Origin of the sequence: Crenobacter luteus (assembly GCF_004345725.1) — a bacterium.
Taxonomy (GTDB): Bacteria; Pseudomonadota; Gammaproteobacteria; order Burkholderiales; family Chromobacteriaceae; genus Crenobacter; species Crenobacter luteus.
In genome coordinates this window covers 19,874-45,985 of record NZ_SLXG01000012.1, presented here as the reverse complement: position 1 = coordinate 45,985, position 26,112 = coordinate 19,874, and the positions used below count along the sequence as shown (strand labels likewise).

Genomic DNA, 26,112 nt, shown 5'->3' with positions numbered 1-26,112 from the left:
GGCCGAGCCCTCGGCCAGGCTTGTTGCGTTTCGAGCCTCGCCGGCACGCTGCGGCGTCCCGCCGCATTGCGCCGGATCAAATTGTCTTTTAATATTTCAGAAATTTCTGAAAATTCGATAAGCCATGAACCTCTCCCCGCTCAACGAACGCTTCGTGCTCCATTTCGGCGAAATGGGCAGCCGCTGGGGCGTGAACCGCACCGTCGGCCAAATCTACGCCGTGCTCTTTTTGTCGCCCGAGCCGATGAACGCCGACCAGATCGTCGACGCGCTCGGCATCTCGCGTTCCAACGTCAGCATGGGGCTGAAAGAACTGCAGTCGTGGCGGCTGGTGAAGCTGATCCACCAGGCCGGCGACCGGCGCGACTACTTCGAGACGCCAAAGGATGTGTGGGAAATCTTCCGCACCTTGGCCGAGGAAAAACGCAAACGCGAGATCGAGCCGACGCTGACGCTGCTGCGCGACGCGTTGATGGAAACGCCGCTCGACGAGGCCGAACGCCACGCGCAGCAGCGCATGCGCGAGATGCACCAGCTGATCGAGCTGGCGACCGGCTGGTTCGACGAGGTGCAGCGGCTATCGCCGGACACGCTGGAAAACCTGATGCGCTTGGGCGCGCGGGTGCAAAAGGTGCTGGAGTTCGCCAGCTTCCTGCGCCCGGGCAAGGACGGCAAGGACTGAGCGATGCGCCGCCCCGCCCTTCTCAAGACCGGCCTGCCCTTGTGGCTGGAGATTGTGCTGGTGCTGGCGCTCAAGGCCGCCTTGCTGTGGGGGGCGTGGTCGCTGTGGTTCGCGCAGCCGATCGCCCGCCACATGACCGTGCCCGAACCCGCCGTGTCGCAGCAACTGCTCGGCCAACCTTCCGCCCCGATTTCCCACCCCACCGGAGACAAGCATGCTACCCGCCGCTGACGTGGTGGAACTGTCGCGCCTGCAGTTCGGGCTGACGGCGATGTTCCACTTCCTGTTCGTGCCGCTGACGCTCGGCCTGTCGTGGATCCTCGTGATCTGCGAATCGGTCTACGTGATGACCGGCAAGACCATCTACAAGGACATGACCCGCTTCTGGGGTAAGCTGTTCGGCATCAACTTCGCGATGGGCGTCACCACCGGCCTGACGCTCGAATTCCAGTTCGGCACCAACTGGGCCTACTACTCGCACTACGTCGGCGACATCTTCGGCGTGCCGCTGGCGATCGAGGGGCTGATGGCCTTCTTCCTCGAGTCGACCTTCGTCGGCCTGTTCTTCTTCGGCTGGGACCGGCTGTCGAAGCGCGCACACCTGCTGGTGACCTTCCTGGTCGCGCTCGGCTCGAACCTGTCGGCGCTGTGGATCCTGGTCGCCAACGGCTGGATGCAGAACCCGGTCGGCGCCGAATTCAACCTCGACACGATGCGCATGGAGCTCACCAGCATGAGCGCGGTGTTCTTCAACCCGGTCGCGCAGGTCAAGTTCGTCCACACGGTGGCCGCCGGCTACGTCGCCGCGGCGATGTTCGTGCTCGGCGTATCGAGCTGGTACCTGTTGAAGGCGCGCGACACCGGCTTCGCGCTGCGCTCGTTCGCGGTCGCCGCCGGCTTCGGCATGGCGTCGGTGCTGTCGGTGATCGTGCTCGGCGACGAGTCCGGCTACACCACCGGCGAGGTGCAGAAGGTCAAGCTCGCCGCGATCGAGGCCGAGTGGGACACCCACCCGGCGCCGGCGGCGCTGACGCTGTTCGGCCTGCCCGACCAGGCGGCCGAGCGCACCGATTACGCGGTGAAGATTCCCTACCTCTTGGGCCTGATCGGCACCCGCTCGCTCGACACGCCGGTCACCGGCATCAAGGATCTGAAGAAGGAACACGAGGCGCGTATCGCGGGCGGCATCCCCGCCTACGACGCGCTCGTGCGCATCAAGGCCGGCGAAGACACGCCGGCGCTGCGCGCGCAGTTCGACGCGCACAAGGCCGACCTCGGCTTCGCGCTGCTGCTGAAGAAGTACACCGCCAACGTCACCGACGCGACGCCGGCGCAGATCCGGGCCGCCGCCGCCGACACCATCCCGCAGGTCGCGCCGCTGTTCTGGAGCTTCCGGCTGATGGTCGGCCTCGGCCTCTTGTTCCTGTTCATCTTCGCCGCGTCGCTGTGGTTCCTGGTGCGCCGCAACCTCGCGCCGCAGCGCTGGCTGCTGCGGCTGGCGGTGTTCGCGATCCCCTTGCCGTGGATCGCGATCGAGGCCGGCTGGTTCGTCGCCGAGTACGGCCGCCAGCCGTGGACGATCTCGGGCGTGCTGCCGACGCGGCTGTCGGCGTCGGCGCTCGACGTCGGCCAACTGCAGTTCAGCCTGATCGGCCTCGTCGGCATCTACACGCTCTTGTTCGCGATCGAGATGTTCCTGATGCTCAAGTACATCCGCCTCGGCCCGGCCAGCCTCGCCACCGGCCGCTACCACGGCGAAACCCCGGCGACGGAGACGCGCCATGCCTGACTACGACACCCTGAAACTCGCCTGGTGGGCGCTGATCGTCGCCCTCCTGATCGGCTTCGCCGTGCTCGACGGCTTCGACATCGGCGCGGCCATCCTCTTGCCCTTCATCGGCCGCGACGACACCGAGCGCCGCCTCGTCATCAACGCGGTCGGCCCGACCTGGGAAGGTAACCAGGTATGGCTGGTGACCGCCGGCGGCGCGCTCTTCGCCGCCTGGCCGCTGGTCTACGCCGCCGCCTTCTCGGTACTGTACGGCGCGCTGATGCTGGTGCTGTTCGGCCTGTTCCTGCGGCCGGTCGGCTTCGACTACCGCAGCAAGCTGGCCGACCCGCGCTGGCGCGGCGGCTGGGACTGGGCGCTGTGCGCCGGTTCGGTGCTGCCGGCGCTGATCTTCGGCGTCGCGGTCGGCAACCTGTTCGTCGGCCTGCCGTTCGCCTTCGACGAGCAGATGCGGGTGGGCTACGCCGGCCGCTTCGTCGACCTGCTCAACCCGTTCTCGCTGTACTGCGGCGTCGTCGCCGTCGCGATGCTGACCGGCCACGGCGCCGCCTTCCTCGCGACCAAGACGCAGGGCGCGCTGCAATCGCGCGCGCGCCGCGCCGCGCTGGCCGCGAGCGTGGCGACCGCCGCGCTGTTCGCGCTCGGCGGCGTCTGGATCGCGCAACGCGAGGGGCTGACCGTCGCCGCGATCGGCGACGTCGGCGCCGCGCTGTCGCCGCTGGCCAAGACCGTCGTCCCGACCGCCGACTGGCTCGGCAACTTCCGCGCGCACCCGACGCTGTGGGCGGTGCCGGCGCTCGGCGTCGCGCTGCCGCTGCTGGCGGGCCTCCTGGCGCACGGACGTCGGCCGAGGCTCGCGCTGACGGCCAGCGCCGCCGGCGTCGCGGCGATCATCCTGACCGCGGGCGTCGCGCTGTTCCCCTTCGTGCTGCCGTCGTCGCTCGACGCGGCGTCCAGCCTGACGGTCTGGGACGCGACCTCCAGCCACAAGACGCTGGCGCTCATGCTCGGCGTGGTCGCCGTCTTCCTGCCGATCATCCTCGTCTACACCCGCTGGGTGTACCGCGTGATGCGCGGCCCGGTGACGCCCGAGCGCCTCGACGCCGACACCCACAGCTATTAAGGAGCCCGCCATGTGGTACTTCGCCTGGATCCTCGGCCTCGGCCTCGCCTTGAGCCTCGGCATCATCAACGTGTTGTGGCTCGAGAGCCAGTACGCCTTCGGCGCGCGCGACGAGGACGAGACGCGCCGCCGCTTCGAGGCGCACCGCTGAGCCGGTCGCACCGCAAAAAAGCCGCCCCTCGGGCGGCTTTTTGCTTGACCGGACGGCGCTCACTGCAGCGCGGCCAGCAGCGTCTCGGCGTTGTGGCGGAACAGCGCGGCAAAACTCGGCGCCGGGCCGGTCGGCGCCGACAGCGCGTCGGCGTACAGCTTGCCGACCACCTTGACGCCGGCCTCGCGCGACAGCTGCTCGAGCAGCTTCTTGTCGGCCATGTTCTCGACGAACACCGCGCCGACCTTCTCCTTCTTCACCTGGCGCACGATCTGCGCGACGCTCTTGGCCGAGGCCTCGGTCTCGGTGCTCACGCCCTGCGGCGCGATGAAGCGGATGCCGTAACGTTGGCCGAGGTAGGGAAAGGCGTCGTGGCTGGTCAGCACCTTGCGGCGCGCCGCCGGGATCGCCGCGAAACGCTTGAGCGCCCACGCGTCCAGCTCCTTGAGCCTGACCGTGTACGCGCCGGCGCGGGCGCGGTAGTAGTCGCGCCCGGCCGGGTCGGCCTTGGCGAGCGCCGCCTCGATGTTGGCGACGTAGCGCTGCGCGGCGGCGAGGTCGTGCCAGGCGTGCGGGTTGACGTCGCCGTGGTCGTGACCGTGGCCGTGCCCCTCGTGCCCGGCCTCGCGGATGGTCTTGACGCCGCTCGCCGCCTCGACGGTCACGCCCTTGAAGCCGGCCGAGCGCGTCAGCCGCGCCATCCAGCCCTCGAAACCGAGGCCGTTGGCGACGAACACGCGGGCGGCGGCGACGCGCTTCACGTCGGCCGGGCTCGGCTGGTAGACGTGCGCGTCCTGGTCCGGGCCGACCAGCGACACCACGTCGACGCGCTCGCCGCCGACCTCGCGCGTCATGTCGGCGACGATGGAAAAGCTGGCGACCACCGGCAGCTTGGCGGCGAAGGCCGACAAGGACGCGGCGGACAGCGCGAACGCCAACAGGGTTTTTTTCATGCTGCGGTCTCCTTATTCAAGAAAAAGGCAAAGCGGAGCCCAGGGTTGGCCGAGCCTCGTGGGTTCGGCCAACCTTGCGGTCATAGAGAGGGGGGCGGCGGCGCCCTCCCCCGGCACGGCGGCAGGAGAGATGGCTATTGCTCGAAGTGGCGCGAGCGGATGTAGCGCGGCAAGGCGCCGCCGACCGGCGCAAACAACAGCGAGAACAGGTAGGCGACGCCGGCCAAGAGGATGATCGCCGGCCCGGACGGCAGCTCGAAATGGTAGGACAACAGCAGGCCGCCGAGACCCGACGCGAACGCGACGCCGACCGAGGTCAGCATCATGCCGCCGACCGAGTGCGCCCACAGCCGCGAGGTGATCGCCGGCAGCATCATCAGCCCGACCGCCATCAAGGTACCCAGCGCCTGGAAGCCGGCGACCAGATTCAGCACGACCAGCATCAGGAACAGCAGATGCCACAGCCCGCCTTTGGCGCCGACCGCGCGCATGAACACCGGATCGAGGCTCTCGAGCATCAGCGGCCGGTAGATCAGCGCCAGCGTCGTCAGCGTCAGCGACGCGACCGACGCGATCAACACCAGCGCCGCCGAGTCGACCGCCAGCACCGAGCCGAACAGGATGTGCATCAGGTCGACGTTGCTGCCGGACTTCGACACGATCAGCACGCCGAGCGCCAGCGACATCAAAAAGAAGGCCGCGAAGCTCGCGTCCTCCTTGACGCCGGTGAAGCGCGTCGCCAGCCCCGCCAAGAGCGCGACCAGCACGCCGGCGACGAAGCCGCCGACGCTCATCGCCGGCAAGCTGAGTCCGGCGACGAGGAAGCCGATCGCCGCGCCGGGCAGCACCGCGTGGCTCATCGCGTCGCCCATCAGGCTCATGCGGCGCATCACCAGCATCAGGCCGACCGGCCCGCTGCCGAGCGCCAGCGCCAGGCAGCCGGCGAGCGCGCGGCGCATGAAGCCGAACTCGGCGAACGGCGCGACCAGCAAATCGTAAAGGTGCAGCATCAGGCGGCCTCCCCGTCGACGCGGCAGACCGGCGCGCGGTCCTGCCAGTGCGCGGCGCGCTCGACCGCGCGCCTGAGGTTGGCGTCGGTCAGCACCGTTTCGGTTTTGCCCCAGGCGACCACCTCGCGCGCCATCAGGAGCGTGTACGGGAAGTAGGCGTGCACCTGCTCGTAGTCGTGCAGCACCGCGATCACGGTGCGCCCCTCGGCGCGCCAGCGGCGCACCAGCGCCAACAGGTCGTAGGTGGTCTTGGCGTCGACGGCGTTGAACGGCTCGTCGAGCAGGATCAGCCGCGCGTCCTGCACCAGGATGCGCGCGAACAGCACGCGCTGGAACTGGCCGCTCGACAGCGCCGCGATCGGCCGGCGGGCGAACTCGGACAGCCCGACGGTGGCGAGCGCCTCGGCGACGCGCATGCGGCCGTCGCGGCCGACGCCGCCGAAGGCGCCGCTGCGGTGCCACAGCCCCGAGAGCACCAGGTCCTCGACCGTGATCGGCAGACTGCGGTCGATCTCCGACTGCTGCGGCAGGTAGGCGATGTCGGCGCGGCGATGGCTCATCACCGCGCGCCCCGAGTCGGGGCGCAGCGCGCCGACCATGGCTTTCAACAGCGTGCTCTTGCCGGCGCCGTTCGGCCCGAAGATCGCGGTCGCCTCGCCGTCGGCGAATTCGCCGGACACATGGTGGACCGCCGGATGGCGCTGGTAGGACACGGTCAGGTTCTCGAGGACGACGCTCATGCTTCGCCCCCCAGCGCCCAGCCGACCACCGCCCACAGCAGCGCCAGCAGGCCGGCGGCGGCGAGCAGCCGCTGCCAGGCGGCCATCGCCATCAGGCTCGGCCAACCTCGTTCGAGCGCCGCGGATACCGGCGCCGCGTGTTCGTGCGGGACGTGGGCGTGCTCCGGATGGGCATGCGGGTGCGAATGGGGTTTCGGTTGCGGCACGCTCATCGCGCGTCCTCCTTGCAAAGACAGGCGGCCAGCCCCGCCTCCACCGCCGATGCGGCGACGTCCTCGGTGGCGATCAGCTCGAAGCGGCTGTCGCGCCGCCAGGCGACCTGGCTGGCACCCCACTGCCCCTCGGCCCAGTTGAGCCAGACGAAGGAATCGAGCACGCGGAACACGCCCTTGGCGCGCACCAGGCCCGGCTGAAGTTTCGGCAACTCGTCGAAGAAACGCGTCAGCGCTTCGCCGTCGAAGTTGCGCGCGGCGTCGAAGGTGAAGCCCTCCGACTGCCAGCCGCTGGCGGCGTCGCGTGCCACCGCCGGCCGGTAGCGCGACTTCTCGATCGCCGGCAGGTCGAGCCAGGCCGGGTCGAGCGCGCCGTGGCTGACCTCGGCGACCAGCGCCTTGGCCGGAAACAGCGCCGCCGCCTGCGCGCGAAAGGCTGCCAGCGTGTCGGCGTCGGCCAGCTCGACCTTGTTGGCGACGAGCACGTCGGCGATCGCGACCTGGTCGCGGTACAGCGGCTGGCGCGCGTAGTCGGGGTTCACGAACTGGCGCGGATCGACCACGGTCAGCACCGCGCCGACGGTCAGCGCGTCGCCGAGCGGCTTTTCGTTCAATTCGTCGATCACGCCGGCGGCGTGCGCGAGGCCGCTGGCCTCGATCAACAGCCGGTCGGGGCGCTCGCGGCGCAGCAGCGTCGCGACGGTGACGGTCATCTGCGGGCCGGCGACGCAGCACAGGCAGCCGCCGGCGATCTCGGCGACCGGCAGGCCGTCGTCGGACAGCGCGGCGCCGTCGATGCCGACCTCGCCGAATTCGTTGACGATGATCGCCCAGCGCTCGTGCGCCGGACGACGGGCGATCAGCGCCTTCAGCGCGGTGGTCTTGCCCACGCCGAGAAAGCCGGAAAACAGGTTGACGGTGGTTTTTTTCATGCTTGGCAGCTTTGGCAGGTGCCGGTCAGCACCAGGTTCTGCGGCGCGACGGCGAAGCCGGCGGCGGCCGACGCGTCGCGCAGCGCGGCCATCGGGCCGGTCGCGTCCAGTTCGGTGACGCCGCCGCAGCGCGCGCACACCAGGATCAGCCCTTCGTGCGGACAGTCGAAGTGCTCGCAGACGATGAAGCCGTTCAGCGCCTCGACGCGGTGCAGCAGGCCGTTCTCGACCAGGAAGTCGAGCGCGCGGTACACCGTCGGCGGCGCGGCGACGCCGCGCTCCTTCTGCAGGTCGGCCAGCACCTGGTAGGCCTTGACCACGCCCGGATAGCCCAGCACCAGCTCGAGCACCTGGCGGCGCAAGGCGGTCAGCCTGTTGCCCAGACGCAGGCAATGCTGCTCGGCTTGGGAGAGGAAGGCGGTTTTGTCCATGGAATAGCCGGCGTGAGGGTTCGGAACGAGTTGAATGTTATCCTATAACATCACCAGAAACAAGGCGCCCTCCTTCTGCGCGCTACATTGCGTAACACCACACTACAAAAGGAAAAATTCCATTTCGCGTAAAACGCCGCCGGGCGCTTGTGTCCCCGTGATGACGCTAAATAAAATGAGAAACGTTTTCATTGACATTGGGACAGCCCATCATGCGTCAAGGCATCAAGCTCACCCTGGCAGGCGTCGCCCTGCTCGCGCAATCCTTTGCCTGCTTCGCCGCCGAGTACCCGATCGGCAAACCGCAGATCAAGAATGGCCTGGAAGTCGGCGCCGTCTACCTGCAGCCGGTGAAAATGGACCCGGAAGGCATGATGCGCAAGGCCGAACTGTCCGACATCCACCTCGAGGCCGACATCCACGCGGTAAAGAACAACCCGAACGGCTTCGCCGAGGGCGACTGGGTCCCCTACCTGCTGGTCAAGTACGAGGTCGAGAAGGTCGGCAGCGGCAAGAAGATCGCCGGCGACATGATGGCGATGGTCGCCAGCGACGGTCCGCACTACGGCGACAACGTCAAGCTGATGGGCCCGGGCAAGTACAAGCTCAAGCTGACCGTGCTGCCGCCGTCGCAGAACCCGCACGCGCACTTCGGCCGCCACGTCGACAAGGAAACCGGCGTCGGCCCATGGTTCAAGCCGTTCGAGCTCAACTACGAATTTGCCTACGCCGGCACCGGCAAGAAGGGCGGCTACTGATCGCGCAGCGCAGGGCACCGGCTCGCCGGTGCCCTGTCGTTTTGGAGGCTCAAAAATGAAAAAAATTCTTATTGGCATTACTGTCTGCTGTGCCGCCCTCGCCGCGCAGGCCCAGGCGGCCGAGCTGCCGACCTTCCGCCTCGAGGGCAAGAACGGCGTGTTCACGCCGAACCGCATCGAGGTACCGGCCGGCCAGCGCATCAAGATCGAACTGCACAACAGCGGCCAGAGCGCGATCGAGTTCGAGAGCCTGCCGCTGCGCAAGGAAAAGGTGCTCGGCCCGGGCGCGTCGTCCTTCGTCGTTATCAACCCGCTGTCGCCGGGCGAGTACAAGTTCTTCGACGACTTCCATCCGAACACCGGCAAGGGCGTGATCGTCGCCAGATAAGGAGCCGGCTGTGGGACAAATACTTTTCGTCGTCTGGCGCGAGAGCGTCGAAGCGATGCTGGTGATCGGCATCCTCTATAGCTGGCTGCGCCACAACCCGGCCGGCCGCAGCGGCCTGCCGTGGCTTTGGGGCGGCGTCGGCCTCGGCGTGGCGCTGGCCGGCGCGCTCGGCGCCGGCATCCTGTTCTTCGACGAGTCGCTGTCAAGCGAAGGCCAGGACTACTTCAAGCTCGCGATGACGACCGCCGCGTCGGCGCTGATCGTGCAGATGGTGATCTGGATGCGCCGCCACGGCCGCACGCTGAAGAAGGACATGGAAAGCGGGCTGGCCGCCCGCAGCGCCGCCGGCCGCTGGTGGGGCGTGACGACGCTGACCGCGCTGGCGGTCGCGCGCGAGGGCAGCGAAACGGTGGTGTTCCTGTACGGCATGGGGCTCGGCCAACAGGGGCTGACGCTCGCCAGCTTCGCCGCCGTCGCCGTCTCCGGCGTCGCGCTGGCGGTCGCGACCTACTGGCTGCTGCAAAAGGGCGGCCGCATGATCTCGTGGCGCTTCTTCTTCCGGCTGACCGAGGGGCTGCTACTGCTGCTGGCCGCCTCGCTGCTGATGAACAGCGTCGAGCAACTGATCTCGCTCGACCTCGTGCCGGCCCTCGTCGACCCGTTGTGGGACAGCTCGGCGCTGATCGACGATTCGAGCACGATGGGTTCGCTGTTCGCGACCTTCACCGGCTACCGCTCGCACCCGGCGCTGACCATGCTGCTGGCCTACGTCGGCTACTGGCTCGCCGTCTACAAACTGACGCGGCCGAGCGCCGCGCCGGCCGAGCGGGTGGCCGCATGAGCCAGACCCTCGCCCGCGCCGGGCACTGGATGCGCGCGCACGCGCCGCTGATCCGCAAGCTGCAGTGGCTGGTCGTGCTCGCCTACGCGGTGCTGGTCGGCGTGCCGGCCTTCCTGCCGCTGCCGGACGACGGCGCGCGCGTGTTCAACAACCTGACGGTGTTCGCGCAGTTCGTGTTCTGGGGAATCTGGTGGCCGTTCGTGCTGTTGAGCATGGTGCTGTTCGGCCGCCTGTGGTGCGGCGTGCTGTGCCCCGAGGGCGCGCTGGCCGAGTTCGCCAGCGGCAAGGGGCTCAACCGCGCGATCCCGCGCTGGATGCGCTGGGGCGGCTGGCCCTTCGTCGCCTTCGCGCTCACCACGCTGTACGGCCAGCTCGTCAGCGTCTACCAGTACCCGAAGGCGGTGCTGCTGGTGCTGGGCGGCTCGACGCTGGCGGCCATCGTGGTCGGCTTCGTCTACGGCCGCGAAAAGCGCGTCTGGTGCAAGTACCTGTGCCCGGTGAACGGCGTGTTCGGCCTTCTGGCCAAGCTCGCGCCGCTGCACTACAAGGTCGACGCCGCCGCGTGGCGCGCCTCGTCCGGCAAGAAAGTCATCCCGATCAACTGCGCGCCGCTGGTGGCGATCCGCCACATGGAAGGCGCCAGCGACTGCCACCAGTGCGGCCGCTGCAGCGGCTACCGCGGCGCGGTTTCGCTGGCGGCACGCTCGCCCAACGCCGAGGTCGTCGCGCACGGCGAGGCGCTGGGCGGCGGCTGGCAGACGGCGCTGTTGCTGCTGGGCCTCTTGGGCATCGCGATCGGCGGCTTTCACTGGACCGTCAGCCCGTGGTTCGTCGCGCTCAAGCAGGGCGTGGCCGAGTGGCTGATCGAGCGCGACATCCTGTGGCCGCTCGACATCGGCGCGCCGTGGTTCATCCTGACCGACTACCCGGAGCTGAACGACCGCTTCACGCTGCTCGACGGCGCGACCATCGTCGCCTACATGCTCGGCACCGGCGTCGCGATGGCGACCGGCCTCTCCGTCTGCCTCGCGCTCGCGACCCGCGTGCTCGGCCCGTGGCGACGCGCCCGCTTCCACCACCTGGTGCAGGCGCTGATCCCGGCCGGCGGCTGTAGCGTGTTCCTCGGCCTGTCGGCGCTGACCGTCACCATGCTCAAGCACGAGGGCGTACCGCTCGACTGGGTCGCGCCGCTGCGCTTCGGCCTCTTGGCCGGCGCCAACCTGTGGAGCCTCGTTCTCGCGTGGCAAATCGCCGCGCGGCACAGTCGCGCGACCGCCCGCCGGCTCGGCGCGCTGGCCGGCGTCGCGCTGGCGCTCGCGCTGGTCGACCTCGCCTGGTGGTTGATGTTCGTCGCCTGGTAGCCCCCGCATCGCCCGAACCCGGTTGGCCGAGCTTGCTCGGCCAACCTTTTTCATGTCCATCGATATGAAAAATGGTTTTTACATGCCAAATGCGAACTATAAATCCTTAGAGAACCACGCTGCAGCCGCGCCGATCCGCGGGCACGCCCCCGAGCACGCCGTTTTGCTGACTCGCACCAGAAGGGGGTATGGCATGCAAGCGAATCGCAGCGACGGCATGCGCCGCCCGCCCGGCGCCGTCTCGTCGTTCATCGCGGTCGCCTGCCGCTGATCGCGCCAGGGCCGCGCAGCTTCGGGATCGCCGGGAGCTGCGCGCGGCCGCCGCCCTGCCGTCACGCCGGCGCCTCTCGACATATTTGCGCTCGGCAAGCAAAGACCGCCGAGCAAAGGAGCGAGCCTGTGAGCCCCCCCTTTGTCAGAACCGGCCCCCTGACGGAAGCCGCCAGCTACCCCGACTGGGCCCAGCAGTTATTGCTCGACTGCCACGCGGCCAAGCGCCGCGTGACCGGGCACGAACTCTACCTGCGCATGCGCGACGCCGAACTGGGGCCGATGGCGATGCAGCTGTTCCTGGTCGGGGCGTGGCCGGTCGTCGAGCAGTTCCCGCAATACATGGCGCAGAACCTGCTCAAGGTGCGCTACGGCCGCCAGCGCGGCGAGGACATGGCGCGGCGCTTCCTGATCCACAACATCCGCGTCGCGCAGAGTCACGCCGAGCACTGGATCGCGTGGGCCGAGGCCTGCGGTATCGGCCGCGCCGAGCTGCACGCCCAACGGGTGCCGAGCGAGATGCACGCGCTGTCGCACTGGTGCTGGCACATCTGCGCGCACGACCCGCTGTGGCTGGCGATGGCGGCGACTAACTACGCGATCGAGGACGCGACGGGCGACTGGGCAGCGCTGGTCTGCTCTAGCGGTGCCTACGAAGCTTCGTTCGCGCCCGGCGCGCGCCGCCGTGCGACGCGCTGGCTCACGCTGCACGCACACGACGACGCGCCTCCATGGGAGGCACTCGAGATCGTCTGCACCCTGATCGGGACGCACGCCGACCCATCCACCGTCGCCGCGCTGCGCGACGCGATCTGCAAGAGCTACGACTACATGCGGCTGATCCTCGACCGGTGCCTGCAGGCCGAGGTGTCGCGGCCGCCGGCGAGCCCGCGCAAGGCCTTCGTGCAGCTGGGCTAGACCGCTGCGCGCGCCTGCCCGAGCCGGCGAAGGCGCGACCAGCGTCGACAAAAAAGCCGGGCATCGAGCCCGGCTTTATCGTTCACGCATTCGGATAGCTGACGCTTACACGCCCGCCTCGTGCGCTTGTTCGTCGGCGTGGTAGCTCGAACGCACCATCGCGCCGACGGCGGCGTGACGGAAGCCCATCTCGTAGGCGCGGTTCTCGTAGGCCTTGAACAGGTCCGGATGCACGTAGCGCAGCACCGGCAGGTGACCGCCGGACGGCTGCAGATACTGGCCGATGGTGATCATGTCGATGTCGTGGGCGCGCATGTCGGCCATCACCTCGTAGACCTCGTCGTCGGTTTCGCCGAGGCCGACCATGATGCCGGACTTGGTCGCGACGGCGGGGTTGCGCGCCTTGAATTCCTTCAACAGCTGCAGCGAGTGCAGGTAGTCCGAACCGGGGCGGGCCTGCTTGTAGAGGCGCGGCGCGGTCTCGAGGTTGTGGTTCATCACGTCCGGCGGCGTGGCCGACAGGATGTCGAGCGCGATCTCGAGGCGGCCGCGGAAGTCCGGCACCAGCACCTCGATCTGCGTCTGCGGCGAGGTCTTACGGATCTCGGCGATGCAGTCGGCGAAGTGCTGGGCGCCGCCGTCGCGCAGATCGTCGCGGTCGACCGAGGTGATCACCACGTACTTAAGCTTGAGCGCGGCGACCGTTTCGGCCAGATGCTTGGGTTCGTCCGGATCGAGCGGGTTCGGACGGCCGTGGCCGACGTCGCAGAACGGGCAGCGACGGGTGCAGATGTCGCCCATGATCATGAAGGTCGCGGTGCCCTTGCTGAAGCACTCGCCGATGTTCGGACAGCTGGCTTCCTCGCACACGGTGTGCAGCTTCTGCTCGCGCAGGATGTTCTTGATCTCGAAGAAGCGCTGGCCGCTCGGGATCTTGGCGCGGATCCACTCCGGCTTCTTCAGCTTTTCTTCCAGCGGCACGATCTTGATCGGGATCCGCGCGGTTTTGGCCTCGCCCTTGTGCTTCACGCCGGCCGCGTTGTCGAGTTTCATGCTGTCTCCTTGCTTTTCATCACGGTCAGGTGGCGTTCCAGGTGGGGCAGCAACCTTCTGGCGGCCTCCTCTACCGTGACGGGCGCCCCGACATCCTTCATCTGCGTCACCTTCAGGTTGGCGTAGCCGCAGGGGTTGATCCAGTTGAACGGCGTCAGATCCATGTCGACGTTCAGGCTGAGGCCGTGGTACACCGCCCCGTTCTTGATTCTGAGGCCGAGCGCCGCGATCTTGGCGCCGTCGACGTAGACGCCCGGCGCGTCGCGGTCGCCGTTGGCCGAGACGCCGAACTCGGCCATCAGGTCGATCACCGCGTTCTCGATGCGCGTCACCAGCTCGCGCACGCCGATGCCCATGCGCTTGAAGTCGATCAAGAGATAGGCGACCAGCTGGCCCGGGCCGTGGTAGGTGACCTGGCCGCCGCGGTCGATCTTGACCACCGGGATGTCGGTCGCGCACAGCAGGTGCTCTTCCTTGCCGGCGAGGCCGAGCGTGTAGACCGGCGGATGCTCGAGCAGCCAGATCTCGTCCTGCGTGTCGCGGGTGCGCGCGTCGGTGAAGGCCTGCATCGCGCGCCAGGTCGGCTCGTAGTCGACGCGGCCGAGGTATTTGACGAGGCGCTCCACGCTTACAGCACCACCTTGACCATCGGGTGGCTGGTCAGCGCGCGGTAGAGGTTGTCGAGCTGCTCGCGGCTTTCGGCGGTGACGGTCACCGTCAGCGACAGGAAACGCCCGCTCGAGCTCTCGCGCACGTCGACGTCGACCTCGGTGGTCGCCGGCGCGTGGCCCTGCACCACGGTCAGGATGGTCGCAGCGAAGTGCTCGTGCCGCTCGCCCATGATCTTGAGCGGAAAGCGGCAGGGGAATTCGAAAACGTCGGTCTGTTCAGTCTGTGCGGTCGTCATCATCGTGCTCCTTGCGCCGGGTGCGGCCGGCCCGTCAAAGCCGGGCCGGCCGCACCCCGTCGCGTCATTACATGCCCAGCAACAGCTTCAGGCTGTCCCACAGGCGGCTGAAGAAACCGCCTTCGCCGACGTCCTTGAGCGCCACCACCGGGCGCTCGAGCACCGGCTTGCCGTCGAGGCTGACCTTCAGCGTGCCGACGCGCTGCCCGGCCTTGATCGGCGCGATCACCGGCTGCTGGGTGGTCAACTCGGCCTTGAGGCGGGCGGCCTGGCCGCGGGCGACGGTGGCGAACACGTCGCGCTGGAAACCGATCGGCAGCTTGCCGGCGTCGCCTTTATACACCGGCAGCTCGGATACCGGTTTCGCTGCGGCGTAAAGTTTGGGCGTCTCGAAGAACTGCAAGCCGTAGTTGAGCAGCTTGGAGCTTTCCACCGCGCGCGCCTCGGGGCTGGCGGTGCCGACCACCACCGACACGACGCGGCGGCCGTCGCGGTGGCTGGAGGCGATCAGGTTGTAGCCGGCCGACTCGGTGTAGCCGGTCTTCATGCCGTCGACGAAGGGATCGCGGTACAGGAGCAGGTTGCGGTTGGGCTGGGTAATGCCGTTATACGTGAACGACTTCATCGAGTAAATCGGGTAGAACTCGGGAAAGTCGCGCACGATGGCCGAAGCCAGCGTCGACAGGTCGCGGACCGTCGTGTAGTGGTTGGCGTCCGGCAGGCCGGTCGCGTTCATGAAGCGGGTGTGCGTCATGCCCAGACGCTGGGCCTCGCGCGTCATCAGTTGGGCGAACACTTCCTCGCTGCCGGCGATCGCCTCGGCCAGGGTCACGCAGGCGTCGTTGCCCGACTGCACGATCATGCCCTTGATCAGGTCGTCGACGCGAGCCGGCACCTTCGGATCGAGGAACATGCGCGAACCCTCGGTCTTCCAGCCCTTTTGCGACACGGTCAGCGTCTGCTCGAGCGTCAGGCGTTTTTCCTTCAGCGCCTTGAAAGTCAGATAGGCGGTCATCAGCTTGGTCAGCGACGCCGGTTCGATCCGGGTATCCGCGTCGCGGACGGCGATCGGCTGGCCGCTCTGCGCGTCAAGCAGATAGTAGGCGGTGCCGGCGATCTCGGGCACCGGCGGCACGAAGGCGGCGTTGGCGAGGCTGAGGGCGGGCATGGCCAGCGACGCGGCCAGGATGAGCTGCTTCAAGCGATGTTTCATGGTGTTCCAACAAGCGGTGAGGTTCGGATTGCGGTCCGGGGCGAAAGCCGACAAGTATACACCCCGTACCCCGGCGTCGCCCGCCGCCTTTTGTTAAGCGATGCGCACGACGGGCACGGGTCTAGTCCGTTCCTATGCCGGCAAGTTCCTGTTACCCTGAAAGCTTCACTTCCTGCCTTTCCCCGAAACAACGGTTCGCCCATGCCTACGCAAGACTATCTGGAACGCATCCTCACTTCCCGGGTTTACGATGTCGCGGTGGAGACCCCGCTCGAGATTGCCCCCAACCTCTCGCGCCGCTTCGACAACCGCATCTTGCTCAAGCGTGAAGACCTGCAGCCGGTGTTCTCGTTCAAAATCCGCGGCGCGTACAACAAGATGTCGCGCCTGACGCCCGAACAGCTGAAAAAGGGCGTGATCACCGCCAGCGCCGGCAACCACGCGCAGGGCGTCGCGCTGTCGGCGCAAAAGCTCGGCTGCGAGGCCGTGATCGTGATGCCGGTGACCACGCCGCAGATCAAGATCGACGCCGTCGCCGGCCGCGGCGGCAAGGTGGTGCTGTTCGGCGATTCGTACTCCGACGCCTACCAGCACGCGGTCAAGCTGGTCGAGGAAACCGGCCGCACCTACATCCCGCCGTTCGACGACCCGGACGTGATCGCCGGCCAGGGCACGATCGCGATGGAGATCCTGCGCCAGCACCCGGACCACATCGACGCGGTGTTCGTCGCCATCGGCGGCGGCGGCCTGGCCGCCGGCGTGGCCGCCTACATCAAGCGCCTGAAGCCCAAAATCAAGGTCATCGGCGTGCAGGCGGCCGACTCGGACGCGATGAAGCGCTCGATCGAGGCCGGCCACCGCGTCGAGCTGAAAGACGTCGGCCTGTTCGCCGACGGCGTCGCGGTCAAGCTGGTCGGCGAGGAAACCTTCCGCCTGTGCCGCGAGCTGCTCGACGAGATCATCCTGGTCGACACCGACGCCACCTGCGCGGCGATCAAGGACATCTTCGAGGACACCCGCTCGATCACCGAACCGGCCGGCGCGCTGGCGGTGGCCGGCGCCAAGGCCTACATCGAGCGCGAAGGCTGCCACGGCAAGACCTTCGTCGCCGTCGCCTGCGGCGCCAACATGAACTTCGACCGCCTGCGCCACGTCTCCGAGCGTTCCGAGCTCGGCGAGCGCCGCGAGGCCATCATCGCCGTCACGATCCCGGAGGCGCCGGGCAGCTTCAAGAAGTTCTGCGGCGTGATCGGCAACCGCAGCATCACCGAATTCAACTACCGCTACGCCGATCCGAAAACCGCGCACGTGTTCGTCGGCGTGCAGATCGCGCGCCGCGACGACGTGGCGACCATCATCGCCGACCTCGAGGCCAACGGCCTGTCCGGCGTCGACCTGACCGACAACGAACTCGCGAAGCTGCACATCCGCCACCTGGTCGGCGGCCACGCGCCGGAACTCAAGCACGAGCGCGTGTTCCACTTCGAATTCCCGGAGCGCCCGGGCGCGCTGTTGCGCTTCCTCGACGCGATGCGCACCGACTGGAACATCAGCCTGTTCCACTACCGCAACCACGGCGCCGACTACGGCCGCGTACTGGTCGGCATCCAGGTGCCCGAGTCGGACGACCGGGCGTTCCAGGTCTTCCTCGACGCGCTCGGCTACCCGTACAGCGAGGAAACGCACAACCCGGCCTACACGCTGTTTCTCGGCCGCGGCAACGGGGTGAAAGCATGATCCGCGCCGCCCTCTTCGACCTCGACGGCACGCTGGCCGACACCGCGCTCGACCTCGGCAACGCGCTCAACGCGCTCCTGGCCGAGCACGGCCTGCCCGCCCAGCCGGAATCGGCGACCCGCCCGATCGCCTCGCACGGCGCGCGCGGCCTGATCCGGCTCGGCTTCGGCATCGACGGCGACCATCCCGACTTCCCGGCCTTGCGCGCGCGCTACCTCGACCTCTACGACGCGCACTTCGAGCACAACCCCATCCTGTTCGACGGCGTGCCCGAGCTGATCGCAAGCTTGGCCGAGCGCGGCATCCCGTGGGGCATCGTCACCAACAAGCCCGAGCGCTTCACCCACCGGCTGCTGCCCTTGCTGCCCTTCCCGCACGCGCCGGCCGTGGTGGTCAGCGGCGACACCGCCGGCGCCCCGAAGCCCGACCCGCGACCGATGCTGTACGCCTGCGAAGTGCTCGACATCCCGCCCGAGCACTGCCTGTACCTGGGCGACGCCGAGCGCGACATCGAGGCCGGCCGCAAGGTCGGCATGAAGACGCTGATCGCCAACTGGGGCTATATCGCCGAGTCCGACCGTCCCGGCGACTGGGGCGCCGACGGCGCGATCGACCACCCGCTCGAGCTGCTCGCGCACCTGTGATGCGCGCCCAAACGCAACGCCCCGGCCGTCCGCTTTAAAGGACGCCGGGGCGTTTTTTCATGCGCAAGCCCCCGGGGGGAGCGGGTCGACGTCGGGCCTCAGCAGGCCTCGCCGACCGCCGGCCCCTCGAGCGCCGCCGGCGGCGTGCTCAGCCGCGCGACCTTTGCGCGCAGCGCGGCAAAGTCGTCCGACGCGACGCGCTCGCGCCAGTCGGCGATCTCGCCCTGCCCGGCCATGCGCGCCAGCCGCTCGGCCAACCTCGGCTGCGCCGGCGGCGTCAGGCCCGCCAGCACCTCGTCGGCGCGCGCCGGCTGGTTGCACACCAGCACCATGTCGCAGCCGGCCGCCAGCGCCGCGTCGGCGCGCGCGACGAAACCGCCCGCCTCGGCCGCCCCCTCCATGCCGAGGTCGTCGGAGAAGATCACGCCGTCGTAGTTCAGTTCGCCGCGCAGCACGGTCTCGAGCCACACCTTCGAGAACCCCGCCGGGCGCGCGTCGACCTTCGGATAGATCACGTGCGCCGGCATCACCGCCGCGAGGCCGGCCTCGGCCAACTTCGCGAACGGCAGCAGGTCGGCGGCGCGGATGTCGGCCAGTTCGCGTTCGTCGACCGGAATCACCTGGTGGCTGTCGCCCTCGACCCAGCCGTGGCCGGGGAAGTGCTTGCCGCAGGCGGCCATGCCGCCCTTGTTCAAACCGCGGATCAGCGCGGCGGCCAGTTCGGCGACCACCGCCGGGTCGGCGTGGAAGCTGCGGTTGCCGATCACCGCGCAGCGGCCCCAGTCGAGGTCGAGCACCGGCGTGAACGAAAGATCGACGCCGCAGGCGCGCAATTCGGCGGCCAGCACCTCCCCGACCGCCTCGGCCAAGCTTGTCGCCTCGGCCGGATCGGCCTCCCACGCGTCGCCGAGCGCGCGCATCGCCGGCAGCCGGGTGAAGCCGTCGATGAAGCGCTGCACGCGACCGCCCTCGTGGTCGACCGCGATCAGGAGCGCCGGCTCGCGCAGCGCGCGGATCTCGGCAGTCAGCGCCTTGAGCTGTTCGACGCTCTCGAAGTTGCGGCGGAACAGGATCACGCCGCCGACCAGTGGATGCGCGAAGCGCGCGCGCTCCGCGTCGGTGAGCGCGAAGCCTTCGACGTCGACCATCACCGGGCCGCGCGGCAATTGCAGGGGAGTCGTCATGAAATGTCCTTCGGTAGAAAGGCCGGCGGCGGGCCGGCCGCGAACTCAGGCGTCGGCCGACTCGGCGACGACGAAGGCGACCGCGTGCTCGCGCTCGTCGCTGATCGACAGGTGAAGGCGCGCGATGCCGCGCGCGGCGGCGAACTCGGCCAACGGCGGCGAAAGCTCGAACAGCGGCTTGCCGAGCGTGTCGTGCGCGACGGTCATCGCGGACATCACGACCGGCGCGCGCACGCCGGTGCCCAGCGCCTTGGAGAGCGCCTCCTTGGCGGCGAAGCGCTTGGCGAGGAAACGCGCCGCGTCGGGCGCGGCGGCGTAGTCGGCCGCCTCGAACGCCGACAGGATGCGCCGCGCCGCGCCGTCGCGGCCGTGCCTCGCTATCAGCGCGGCGAAGCGCTCGACGCGCGCCAGATCGGTGCCGATGCCGACGATCATGGTCTTACAGGCCCTGCCGGCCTTCGACCATCAGCGCCTTCATCTCGCGCACCGCGGCCGGGAAGCCGACGAACAGCGCGTGGCTGACCAGCGCGTGGCCGATGTTCAGCTCGGCGATCTCGGGGATCGCCGCGACCGGCTTGACGTTGTGGTAGGACAGGCCGTGGCCGGCGTTGACGACGAAGCCGAGTTGGCTCGCGTACACCGCCGCTTCGCGGATGCGGATCAGTTCGGCGTCGCGCTCCGCGGCGTGCTGGGCGTCGGCGTAGCGGCCGGTGTGCAGCTCGATCACGCCGGCGCCGGCGTCGCGCGCCGCCTCGATCTGCGCCTTGTCGGCGTCGATGAAGATCGACACGCGGATGCCGGCGTCGGCGAGCACCTTGGTGGTGTCCTTGACCGCGTCGAAATAGCGGATCACGTCGAGGCCGCCCTCGGTGGTCAGCTCCTCGCGCTTTTCCGGCACCAGGCAGACGTCCTCGGGGCCGACCGCGAGCGCGTTCTCGACCATCTCCTGCGTCAGCGCCATCTCGAGGTTCATGCGGGTCTTGAGCAGCTTCTTCATCACGCGCACGTCCTCGTCCTGGATGTGGCGGCGGTCTTCGCGCAGATGCAGGGTGATCAGGTCGGCGCCGGCGCTCTCGGCCACCAGCGCGGCCTCGATCGGGCTCGGATAGCGGGTGCCGCGCGCCTGGCGCAGCGTGGCGACATGGTCGATGTTGACGCCGAGGAAAATCATCGTGGGGCTCCTTGCGCTACTCGGGTAGCGCGCTGATCGCTTGCAACAGTTCGCGGGTGGCCAAGGGACGGCCACCCAGGTGGTGATCGAGACAGGCGCGCAGGAAGCCGCGCGCCTCGTGGCGGACGGCGGGGTCCGCGTAATCGCCGGCCGCCATCGCGATGAGCGTCGCGCCGCCGACGCCCGCGTCGGCCGGGCCGCTCTCGAGCCGGTGCGGCGACGCGTCCGGCACGACGTGGTAGCGCGCGGCGGGGTCGATCGGCCGCTGCGCGTCGTCGGCGTCCAGCGGCGGCGCGAAACCGAGCGCGGTCAGCAGCGCCCATTCGTAGCGGCGCAACACCGCGCCGTACGCCGGCTCGCGGGCCAGCGCGCGCACCGCCGCGTCGTGGGCGGCGAACAGCGCCGGGTTCGCGTCGTCGCGCGCCGACAGCCGCATCGCCAGCTCGTTCAGGTAAAAGCCGCAGATCAACGCCATGCCCGACAGCTGCGGCACGCCGCCCTGCCAGTCGGCCGCGTGCAGCGTGCGCAATTCGCCCTTGCCGAACCACGCGATGGTCAAGGGGGCGAACGGCAGCAAGAGGCCCCGCAGCGCCGACTGCGGCCGGCGCGCGCTGCGCGCGACCAGCGTCAGCCGGCCGTGGTCGCGCGTCAGTACCTCGACCAGCAGGCTGGTCTCGCGCCACGGCTGGCTGTGCAGCACGTAGGCGGGCTGGTGGTCGACCTTGCCCGGCTGCATCGCGCGTCCGGCCCGTCCGGCTTAGAGGCCGAATTCCTTGAGGAAGCGCACGTCGTCGGCCCAGCCGGACTTCACCTTGGCCCACACCTTCAGGTAGACCTTGGCGTCGAGCAGTTTTTCCAGGTCGAGGCGCGCCTCGGTCGAGATCTTCTTCAGCTTCTCGCCGCCCTTACCGATCAGGATGCCCTTCTGGCTGTCCTTGTCGACCAGCACCGCGACGTGGATGCGCGTCAGCCCCTCTTCCTCTTCCCACAGTTCGACTTCGACGTTCATCGCGTACGGCAACTCCTCGCCGAGGTAGCGGAACAGCTTCTCGCGCACGATCTCGGTGGCCATGAAGCGCACGCTCTTGTCGGTGACCATGTCGTCCGGGTACAAGGGCGGCGACTCGGGCAGGTGCGGGCGCACCTTGTCCAAGAGCTCGGCCAACCGGTGGCCGTGCTTGGCGCTGACCGCCTCGACGTCGACGAAGGGGAATTCGGCGCGGCACTCGGCGATGAAGGCGGCGAGCTCGTCGCGGTCCTTCGCCCTGTCGACCTTGTTGACCACCAGCACCACCGGCACGTTCTTCGGCAGCAGGGCGATCACCTCGCGGTCGGCGCCGGTCAGCCGCTTGGCCTCGAGCACGAACAGCACGCAGTCGACGCTCGAGAGCGTGTCGCGCACGCTCTGGTTGAGCACGTCGTTGAGCGCGTTGCGGTGGAAGGTCTGGAAGCCCGGCGTGTCGACGAAGACGAACTGCGCCGCCTCCTCGGTGTGGATACCGTTGACGCGGTGACGGGTGGTCTGCGCCTTCTTCGAGGTGATGCTGACCTTCTGGCCGATCAGGTGGTTCATCAGCGTGGACTTACCGACGTTCGGCCGGCCGACGATGGCGACGAAGCCACAGCGGTAATCTTGTTCGTTCATGCGGATTTCGGCTTCTTGCCGCCCGGATAGAGCGCTTCGAACTTCGCGAGCGCGGCCTCGGCGGCCTGCTGCTCGGCGGCGCGGCGGCTGGCGCCCTCGCCTTCGGTTTCGATGCGGATTTCGGCCAGGTCGCACGCGACCTTGAACCATTGTTCGTGGGCCTCGCCGCTCTGGGCGAGGATGCGGTACTTGGGCAGCGCGAGGCGCTTGGCCTGCAGCGCCTCCTGCAGCCGGGTCTTGGCGTCCTTGGCGTGGCGGCTCGGGTCGATCGCGGCGACGCGCGCCTCGTACAGCCGGCGCACCACCGCCTCGGCCTCGGCGAAGCCCGAGTCGAAGCTGACCGCGGCGAAGGTCGCCTCGAGCGCGTCGGCGAGGATGGACGGCCGGTTGAAGCCGCCGCTCTTCAGTTCGCCCTCGCCGAGGAACAGGTAGTCGCCGAACTTCAGCTCGACGGCGATCTCGGCCAGCGCGTTCTGGTTGACGAGGTTGGCGCGCAGGCGCGACAGGTCGCCCTCGGGCAGGGTCGGGAAACGGTCGAACAGCATGCGCGCGACGGTGTAGTTGAGGATGCTGTCGCCGACGAACTCGAGCCGCTCGTTGTGCGGCGTGCCGTAGCTGCGGTGGGTCAGCGCCTGCTTGAGCCACGCCGGATTCGCGAAGCGGTAACCGAGCGCGTCGTAGAGGCGGGTCAGACGGGTGTCGTTCAAGGTCGTGTTCTTTATCGCTGCTGCGCCGCCGGGCCCTGCCCCGCCTGGGTGTCGAAGTCGAACGCCAGCTTGACGTTGGCGACGAGCGGCACCTCGCGGCGGTAGCGGGCGCGGACGGTCAGGAAGTTGCCGCCGGCGACGACGATGAGGTCGGAATCCTTGACCGAGCCGATACCGGCCACCACCGCGCGGGCACGGAAGATGCGGCGCGCCTCAGACTCGGAGCGCGCCGGGTCCTTGGCCGCCTCGGCCACGGCGCTCTTGACCTCGGCGTACTCGGTATAAACCGGTACGACGCGGAAGGCCGCCAGGAGCGCCAGACCGAACAGCGCGACCAGGGCGATCACCGCGAGCGAGCCCATGCCCGCCTGGCGGTCCAGCCCTGCCGGGAAGGTCCTGATCACCATCGTTCACCTCATTCGATCTTCATGCCGACGCGCGAGAAGTCGCCGAAATTCATCCAGATCATGAAGGCCTTGCCGACCATCAGCCTGTCGTCGACGAAGCCCCAGTAGCGGCCGTCGAGGCTGTTGTCGCGGTTGTCGCCCATCATGAAGTAATGGCCGGCCGGCACCTTGCAGGCGAAGCCGGTTTCGTCGTACTCGCAGTTCTCGCGGTAGGGAAAGTTGCCCACCCGTTCGAGCGCCACCGGTCGCGCCTCGGGAATGTCGAGCACGCGGTAGCGCTTGCCGCCGAGCGTCTCGCGGTACTGGTCGTTGTGGACCATCGCCAACCCCTGCTCGAGGTAGTCGTAGCTGCCCTCGGCCAACTGCGGCACCGGCCGGCCGTTGACGGTCAGCTTCTTGTCGCGGTAGACGACGGTGTCGCCGGGCAGGCCGATCACGCGCTTGATGTAGTTGACGCGCGGCTCGGGCGGATAGTTGAACACGACGACGTCGCCGCGTTCGACCGCGTGCACCGGAATCACGACGTTGTTGAGCACCGGTACGCGGATGCCGTAGCTGAACTTGTTGACGAGGATGAAGTCGCCGACCACCAGGCCCGGCCGCATCGAGCTGCTCGGAATCTGGAACGGCTCGACCAGGAAGGAGCGCAGCAGGAACACCACCAGGATCACCGGGAAGAAGCCGACCGCATAGTCGACGAAGTGCCCGGCCTCGCGCCCCTCGGCCAACCGTTTTTTCGCGAGCACGAAGCGGTTGGCGAGCCACACGGCGCCGGTCACCAGCACGAACACCAGCATTACCGCCGAGAAGCTCATCTTCTCGGATAGCAGGCCGAAGCCGCCGATGACCAGCATCAGGTAACCCCACTGGATCGACGCCGGCCAGTCCTTCGCACCCGGCGCCTTCTTGCCGCCAAAGACGATCAGCAGCAGGCCGACGGCGGTCAGCACCGCGAACACCCAGAACAGGTTGGCGCCCAATTATTTGTCTCCCACTTGCAGGATGGCGAGGAAGGCTTCCTGCGGAATCTCGACGTTGCCGACCTGCTTCATGCGCTTCTTGCCGGCCTTCTGCTTCTCGAGCAGCTTTTTCTTGCGCGTGATGTCGCCGCCGTAGCACTTGGCCAGCACGTTCTTGCGCAAGGCCTTGATCGTCTCGCGCGCGATGATGTGGCTGCCGATCGCCGCCTGCACCGCGATGTCGAACATCTGGCGCGGGATCAGCTCGCGCATCTTGGCCGCCAGCTCGCGGCCGCGGTACTGGCTGGACGCGCGGTGCACGATCAGGCTCAAGGCGTCGACCTTCTCGCCGTTGACGAGGATGTCGAGCTTGACGAGGTCGGACGCCTGGAATTCCTTGAACTCGTAGTCGAGCGACGCGTAGCCGCGGCTGGTCGACTTGAGCTTGTCGAAGAAGTCCATCACCACTTCGTTCATCGGCAGGTCGTAGGTCAGCATCACCTGGCGGCCCATGTACTGCATATTGCGTTGCACGCCGCGCTTCTGGTTGCACAGCGTCATCACCGAGCCGACGTAGTCCTGCGGCACCAGGATGGTGGCGGTGATGATGGGCTCGCGGATCTCCTCGACCTTGGACGGCTCGGGCAGCTTGGACGGGTTCTCGACCTCGATCACCGTACCGTCCTTCATCAGCAGTTCGTACACCACCGTCGGCGCGGTGGTGATCAGGTCCATGTCGAACTCGCGCTCGAGGCGCTCCTGGACGATCTCCAGGTGCAAGAGGCCGAGGAAGCCGCAGCGGAAGCCGAAGCCGAGCGCCTGCGACACCTCGGGCTCGAACTTGAGCGCCGCGTCGTTGAGCTGCAGCTTTTCCAGCGCGTCGCGCAGCGCTTCGTAGTCGTGCGACTCGACCGGGTAGAGGCCGGCGAACACCTGCGACTGCACTTCCTTGAAGCCCGGCAACGGTTCGGCGGCCGGCCTGGTGGCCAGCGTGATGGTGTCGCCGACCTTGGCCGACTTCAGCTCCTTGATGCCGGCGATCACGAAGCCCACCTCGCCGGCGTTCAGCGCCTCGCGCTGCACCGACTTGGGCGTGAACACGCCGACCTGCTCGCACAGGTGCTCGGCGCCGGTCGCCATGAACTTGATCTTGTCCTTGGGCTTGAGGCGGCCGTCGATCACGCGCACCAGCATCACCACGCCGACGTAGTTGTCGAACCACGAGTCGACGATCAGCGCCTTGAGCTCGCCGTCCGGATTGCCCTTGGGCGGCGGGATCTTGGCGACCACGGTCTCGAGGATGTCCTCGATGCCGAGGCCCGACTTGGCCGAGGCCTGCACCGCGTCGATCGCCTCGATGCCGATGATGTCCTCGATTTCCTGGCTGACGCGCTCGGGGTCGGCGGCCGGCAGGTCGATCTTGTTGAGCACCGGCACCACCTCGACGCCGAGGTCGATCGCGGTGTAGCAGTTGGCGACCGTCTGCGCCTCGACGCCCTGCGAGGCGTCGACCACCAGCAGCGCGCCCTCGCAGGCGGACAGCGAACGCGACACCTCGTAGGAGAAGTCGACGTGGCCGGGGGTGTCGATCAGGTTCAGGTTGTAGACCCGGCCGTCGCGCGCCTTGTACGAGAGCGCGGCGGTCTGCGCCTTGATGGTGATCCCGCGCTCTTTTTCGATGTCCATCGAGTCGAGCACCTGCGCGCTCATTTCGCGCAGTTCGAGACCGCCGCAGTACTGGATGAAGCGGTCGGCCAGCGTCGATTTGCCGTGGTCGATGTGGGCGATGATCGAGAAGTTGCGAATATGGTCCATGCAATCACACAAAAGTTAAGGGCACGCGCGCGTGCCCTTGGTAACCGTAAGACCCCGCGGCCGGGGCGGACGTCGTTCGCGTCCGCTCGAGCAACTTGGGCAAGCCGGGAT

At 68.2% G+C, this 26,112-nt stretch carries 32 protein-coding genes; 13 read left to right on the top strand and 19 right to left on the bottom strand.

Annotated features, from left to right (window positions below; translation table 11 throughout):
- Nucleotides 1-124 precede the first annotated feature (124 nt).
- The 5 genes from EV683_RS08675 to cydX are packed head-to-tail and all read left to right on the top strand — an operon-like array spanning nt 125 to nt 3,745.
- Nucleotides 125-682: a GbsR/MarR family transcriptional regulator gene (locus EV683_RS08675; protein WP_066614540.1), complete on the top strand. Its 558-nt coding sequence runs from the start codon at nt 125-127 to the stop codon at nt 680-682.
- A 3-nt stretch (nt 683-685) separates the two neighbouring features.
- Nucleotides 686-913: a cytochrome oxidase putative small subunit CydP gene (gene cydP / locus EV683_RS08670; RefSeq protein WP_066614541.1), complete on the top strand. Its 228-nt coding sequence runs from the start codon at nt 686-688 to the stop codon at nt 911-913.
- On the top strand, nt 897-2,471 hold the full coding sequence (locus EV683_RS08665; protein ID WP_066614543.1) for a cytochrome ubiquinol oxidase subunit I: 1,575 nt from the start codon (nt 897-899) through the stop codon (nt 2,469-2,471). Before cydP ends, EV683_RS08665 begins: the two co-directional genes overlap by 17 nt.
- A complete protein-coding gene (gene cydB / locus EV683_RS08660) occupies nt 2,464-3,594 on the top strand; it encodes a cytochrome d ubiquinol oxidase subunit II (RefSeq protein WP_131862515.1) in 1,131 nt (376 codons plus the stop codon). The genes EV683_RS08665 and cydB overlap by 8 nt, the downstream gene beginning before the upstream one ends.
- Before the next feature lie 10 nt (nt 3,595-3,604).
- Nucleotides 3,605-3,745, top strand: coding sequence for a cytochrome bd-I oxidase subunit CydX (gene cydX, locus EV683_RS08655; protein ID WP_066614548.1), 141 nt, complete (start codon nt 3,605-3,607; stop codon nt 3,743-3,745).
- Nucleotides 3,746-3,804: 59 nt separating this feature from the next.
- Here cydX and EV683_RS08650 read toward each other — a convergent pair whose 3' ends face one another.
- From EV683_RS08650 to EV683_RS08625, 6 genes are all read right to left on the bottom strand, one after another.
- Nucleotides 3,805-4,698, bottom strand: a complete 894-nt coding sequence (locus EV683_RS08650) for a metal ABC transporter substrate-binding protein (protein WP_131862514.1) — start codon at nt 4,696-4,698, stop codon at nt 3,805-3,807.
- Between the two features lie 134 nt (nt 4,699-4,832).
- Entirely contained in the window at nt 4,833-5,705 is an 873-nt protein-coding gene (locus EV683_RS08645) for a metal ABC transporter permease (protein WP_197457486.1), read from the bottom strand.
- Between the two features lie 2 nt (nt 5,706-5,707).
- Nucleotides 5,708-6,448, bottom strand: a complete 741-nt coding sequence (locus tag EV683_RS08640; protein ID WP_066614553.1) for a metal ABC transporter ATP-binding protein — start codon at nt 6,446-6,448, stop codon at nt 5,708-5,710.
- Nucleotides 6,445-6,660, bottom strand: a complete 216-nt coding sequence (locus EV683_RS08635) for a hypothetical protein (protein WP_131862513.1) — start codon at nt 6,658-6,660, stop codon at nt 6,445-6,447. The genes EV683_RS08640 and EV683_RS08635 overlap by 4 nt, the downstream gene beginning before the upstream one ends.
- A complete protein-coding gene (locus EV683_RS08630) occupies nt 6,657-7,601 on the bottom strand; it encodes a CobW family GTP-binding protein (protein ID WP_207910430.1) in 945 nt (314 codons plus the stop codon). The genes EV683_RS08635 and EV683_RS08630 overlap by 4 nt, the downstream gene beginning before the upstream one ends.
- The gene (locus EV683_RS08625) at nt 7,589-8,023 is read right to left on the bottom strand and encodes a transcriptional repressor (RefSeq protein WP_066614558.1); all 435 of its coding nucleotides are present in this window, start codon (nt 8,021-8,023) and stop codon (nt 7,589-7,591) included. Before EV683_RS08625 ends, EV683_RS08630 begins: the two co-directional genes overlap by 13 nt.
- Before the next feature lie 212 nt (nt 8,024-8,235).
- Here EV683_RS08625 and EV683_RS08620 point away from each other — a divergent pair, with 212 nt between their 5' ends.
- The 6 genes from EV683_RS08620 (at nt 8,236) to EV683_RS08595 (ending at nt 12,559) form a co-directional block, all read left to right on the top strand.
- Nucleotides 8,236-8,781: an iron transporter gene (locus tag EV683_RS08620; RefSeq protein ID WP_066614560.1), complete on the top strand. Its 546-nt coding sequence runs from the start codon at nt 8,236-8,238 to the stop codon at nt 8,779-8,781.
- Between the two features lie 55 nt (nt 8,782-8,836).
- Nucleotides 8,837-9,169 (top strand): cupredoxin domain-containing protein, encoded by a 333-nt coding sequence (locus EV683_RS08615; protein WP_131862511.1) that lies wholly within the window; start codon nt 8,837-8,839, stop codon nt 9,167-9,169.
- 10 nt (nt 9,170-9,179) lie between these two features.
- Nucleotides 9,180-10,010, top strand: a complete 831-nt coding sequence (locus EV683_RS08610) for an FTR1 family iron permease (protein WP_131862510.1) — start codon at nt 9,180-9,182, stop codon at nt 10,008-10,010.
- Nucleotides 10,007-11,371, top strand: coding sequence for a 4Fe-4S binding protein (locus EV683_RS08605; protein WP_207910427.1), 1,365 nt, complete (start codon nt 10,007-10,009; stop codon nt 11,369-11,371). The genes EV683_RS08610 and EV683_RS08605 overlap by 4 nt, the downstream gene beginning before the upstream one ends.
- A 52-nt stretch (nt 11,372-11,423) precedes the next feature.
- Entirely contained in the window at nt 11,424-11,642 is a 219-nt protein-coding gene (locus tag EV683_RS08600; RefSeq protein ID WP_131862509.1) for a hypothetical protein, read from the top strand.
- A 128-nt stretch (nt 11,643-11,770) separates the two neighbouring features.
- Nucleotides 11,771-12,559, top strand: a complete 789-nt coding sequence (locus EV683_RS08595) for an iron-containing redox enzyme family protein (protein WP_131862508.1) — start codon at nt 11,771-11,773, stop codon at nt 12,557-12,559.
- Between the two features lie 105 nt (nt 12,560-12,664).
- On the opposite strand, the gene lipA is transcribed toward EV683_RS08595, so the two are convergent.
- The 4 genes from lipA to EV683_RS08575 form a co-directional block, all read right to left on the bottom strand.
- Nucleotides 12,665-13,612: a lipoyl synthase gene (gene lipA, locus EV683_RS08590; protein WP_066614568.1), complete on the bottom strand. Its 948-nt coding sequence runs from the start codon at nt 13,610-13,612 to the stop codon at nt 12,665-12,667.
- Nucleotides 13,609-14,238, bottom strand: coding sequence for a lipoyl(octanoyl) transferase LipB (lipB, locus tag EV683_RS08585; protein WP_131862507.1), 630 nt, complete (start codon nt 14,236-14,238; stop codon nt 13,609-13,611). The genes lipA and lipB overlap by 4 nt, the downstream gene beginning before the upstream one ends.
- Before the next feature lie 2 nt (nt 14,239-14,240).
- Entirely contained in the window at nt 14,241-14,522 is a 282-nt protein-coding gene (locus EV683_RS08580; RefSeq protein ID WP_407919292.1) for an HP0495 family protein, read from the bottom strand.
- Between the two features lie 64 nt (nt 14,523-14,586).
- Nucleotides 14,587-15,732, bottom strand: coding sequence for a D-alanyl-D-alanine carboxypeptidase family protein (locus EV683_RS08575; protein WP_066614577.1), 1,146 nt, complete (start codon nt 15,730-15,732; stop codon nt 14,587-14,589).
- Nucleotides 15,733-15,933: 201 nt separating this feature from the next.
- Here EV683_RS08575 and ilvA point away from each other — a divergent pair, with 201 nt between their 5' ends.
- Together ilvA and EV683_RS08565 are read left to right on the top strand one after the other, a co-directional pair.
- Entirely contained in the window at nt 15,934-17,469 is a 1,536-nt protein-coding gene (gene ilvA, locus EV683_RS08570; RefSeq protein WP_131862506.1) for a threonine ammonia-lyase, biosynthetic, read from the top strand.
- A complete protein-coding gene (locus EV683_RS08565; protein ID WP_066614581.1) occupies nt 17,466-18,113 on the top strand; it encodes an HAD family hydrolase in 648 nt (215 codons plus the stop codon). The genes ilvA and EV683_RS08565 overlap by 4 nt, the downstream gene beginning before the upstream one ends.
- Before the next feature lie 98 nt (nt 18,114-18,211).
- Here the strand turns inward: EV683_RS08565 and nagZ are convergent, their stop codons facing one another.
- Genes nagZ through lepA form a run of 9 tightly spaced genes read right to left on the bottom strand, consistent with a single transcriptional unit; the run spans nt 18,212 to nt 26,001 of the window.
- On the bottom strand, nt 18,212-19,297 hold the full coding sequence (nagZ, locus tag EV683_RS08560; RefSeq protein ID WP_131862505.1) for a beta-N-acetylhexosaminidase: 1,086 nt from the start codon (nt 19,295-19,297) through the stop codon (nt 18,212-18,214).
- A 45-nt stretch (nt 19,298-19,342) separates the two neighbouring features.
- Nucleotides 19,343-19,732, bottom strand: coding sequence for a holo-ACP synthase (gene acpS, locus EV683_RS08555; protein ID WP_131862504.1), 390 nt, complete (start codon nt 19,730-19,732; stop codon nt 19,343-19,345).
- A 4-nt stretch (nt 19,733-19,736) separates the two neighbouring features.
- Nucleotides 19,737-20,465 (bottom strand): pyridoxine 5'-phosphate synthase, encoded by a 729-nt coding sequence (gene pdxJ / locus EV683_RS08550; protein WP_207910429.1) that lies wholly within the window; start codon nt 20,463-20,465, stop codon nt 19,737-19,739.
- 19 nt (nt 20,466-20,484) lie between these two features.
- On the bottom strand, nt 20,485-21,204 hold the full coding sequence (gene recO, locus EV683_RS08545; protein WP_131862502.1) for a DNA repair protein RecO: 720 nt from the start codon (nt 21,202-21,204) through the stop codon (nt 20,485-20,487).
- A gap of 21 nt (nt 21,205-21,225) precedes the next feature.
- Nucleotides 21,226-22,113: a GTPase Era gene (gene era / locus EV683_RS08540; RefSeq protein WP_066614591.1), complete on the bottom strand. Its 888-nt coding sequence runs from the start codon at nt 22,111-22,113 to the stop codon at nt 21,226-21,228.
- A complete protein-coding gene (gene rnc / locus EV683_RS08535; protein ID WP_082824240.1) occupies nt 22,110-22,835 on the bottom strand; it encodes a ribonuclease III in 726 nt (241 codons plus the stop codon). The genes era and rnc overlap by 4 nt, the downstream gene beginning before the upstream one ends.
- Nucleotides 22,832-23,227 carry a DUF4845 domain-containing protein gene (locus EV683_RS08530; protein ID WP_066614594.1) on the bottom strand — a complete coding sequence of 132 codons (396 nt, stop codon included), beginning with the start codon at nt 23,225-23,227 and terminating at the stop codon, nt 22,832-22,834. Before EV683_RS08530 ends, rnc begins: the two co-directional genes overlap by 4 nt.
- Before the next feature lie 8 nt (nt 23,228-23,235).
- Entirely contained in the window at nt 23,236-24,207 is a 972-nt protein-coding gene (gene lepB, locus EV683_RS08525; protein WP_066614596.1) for a signal peptidase I, read from the bottom strand.
- Nucleotides 24,208-26,001: a translation elongation factor 4 gene (gene lepA / locus EV683_RS08520; RefSeq protein ID WP_066614602.1), complete on the bottom strand. Its 1,794-nt coding sequence runs from the start codon at nt 25,999-26,001 to the stop codon at nt 24,208-24,210. It abuts the gene before it with no gap.
- Nucleotides 26,002-26,112: the final 111 nt, after the last annotated feature.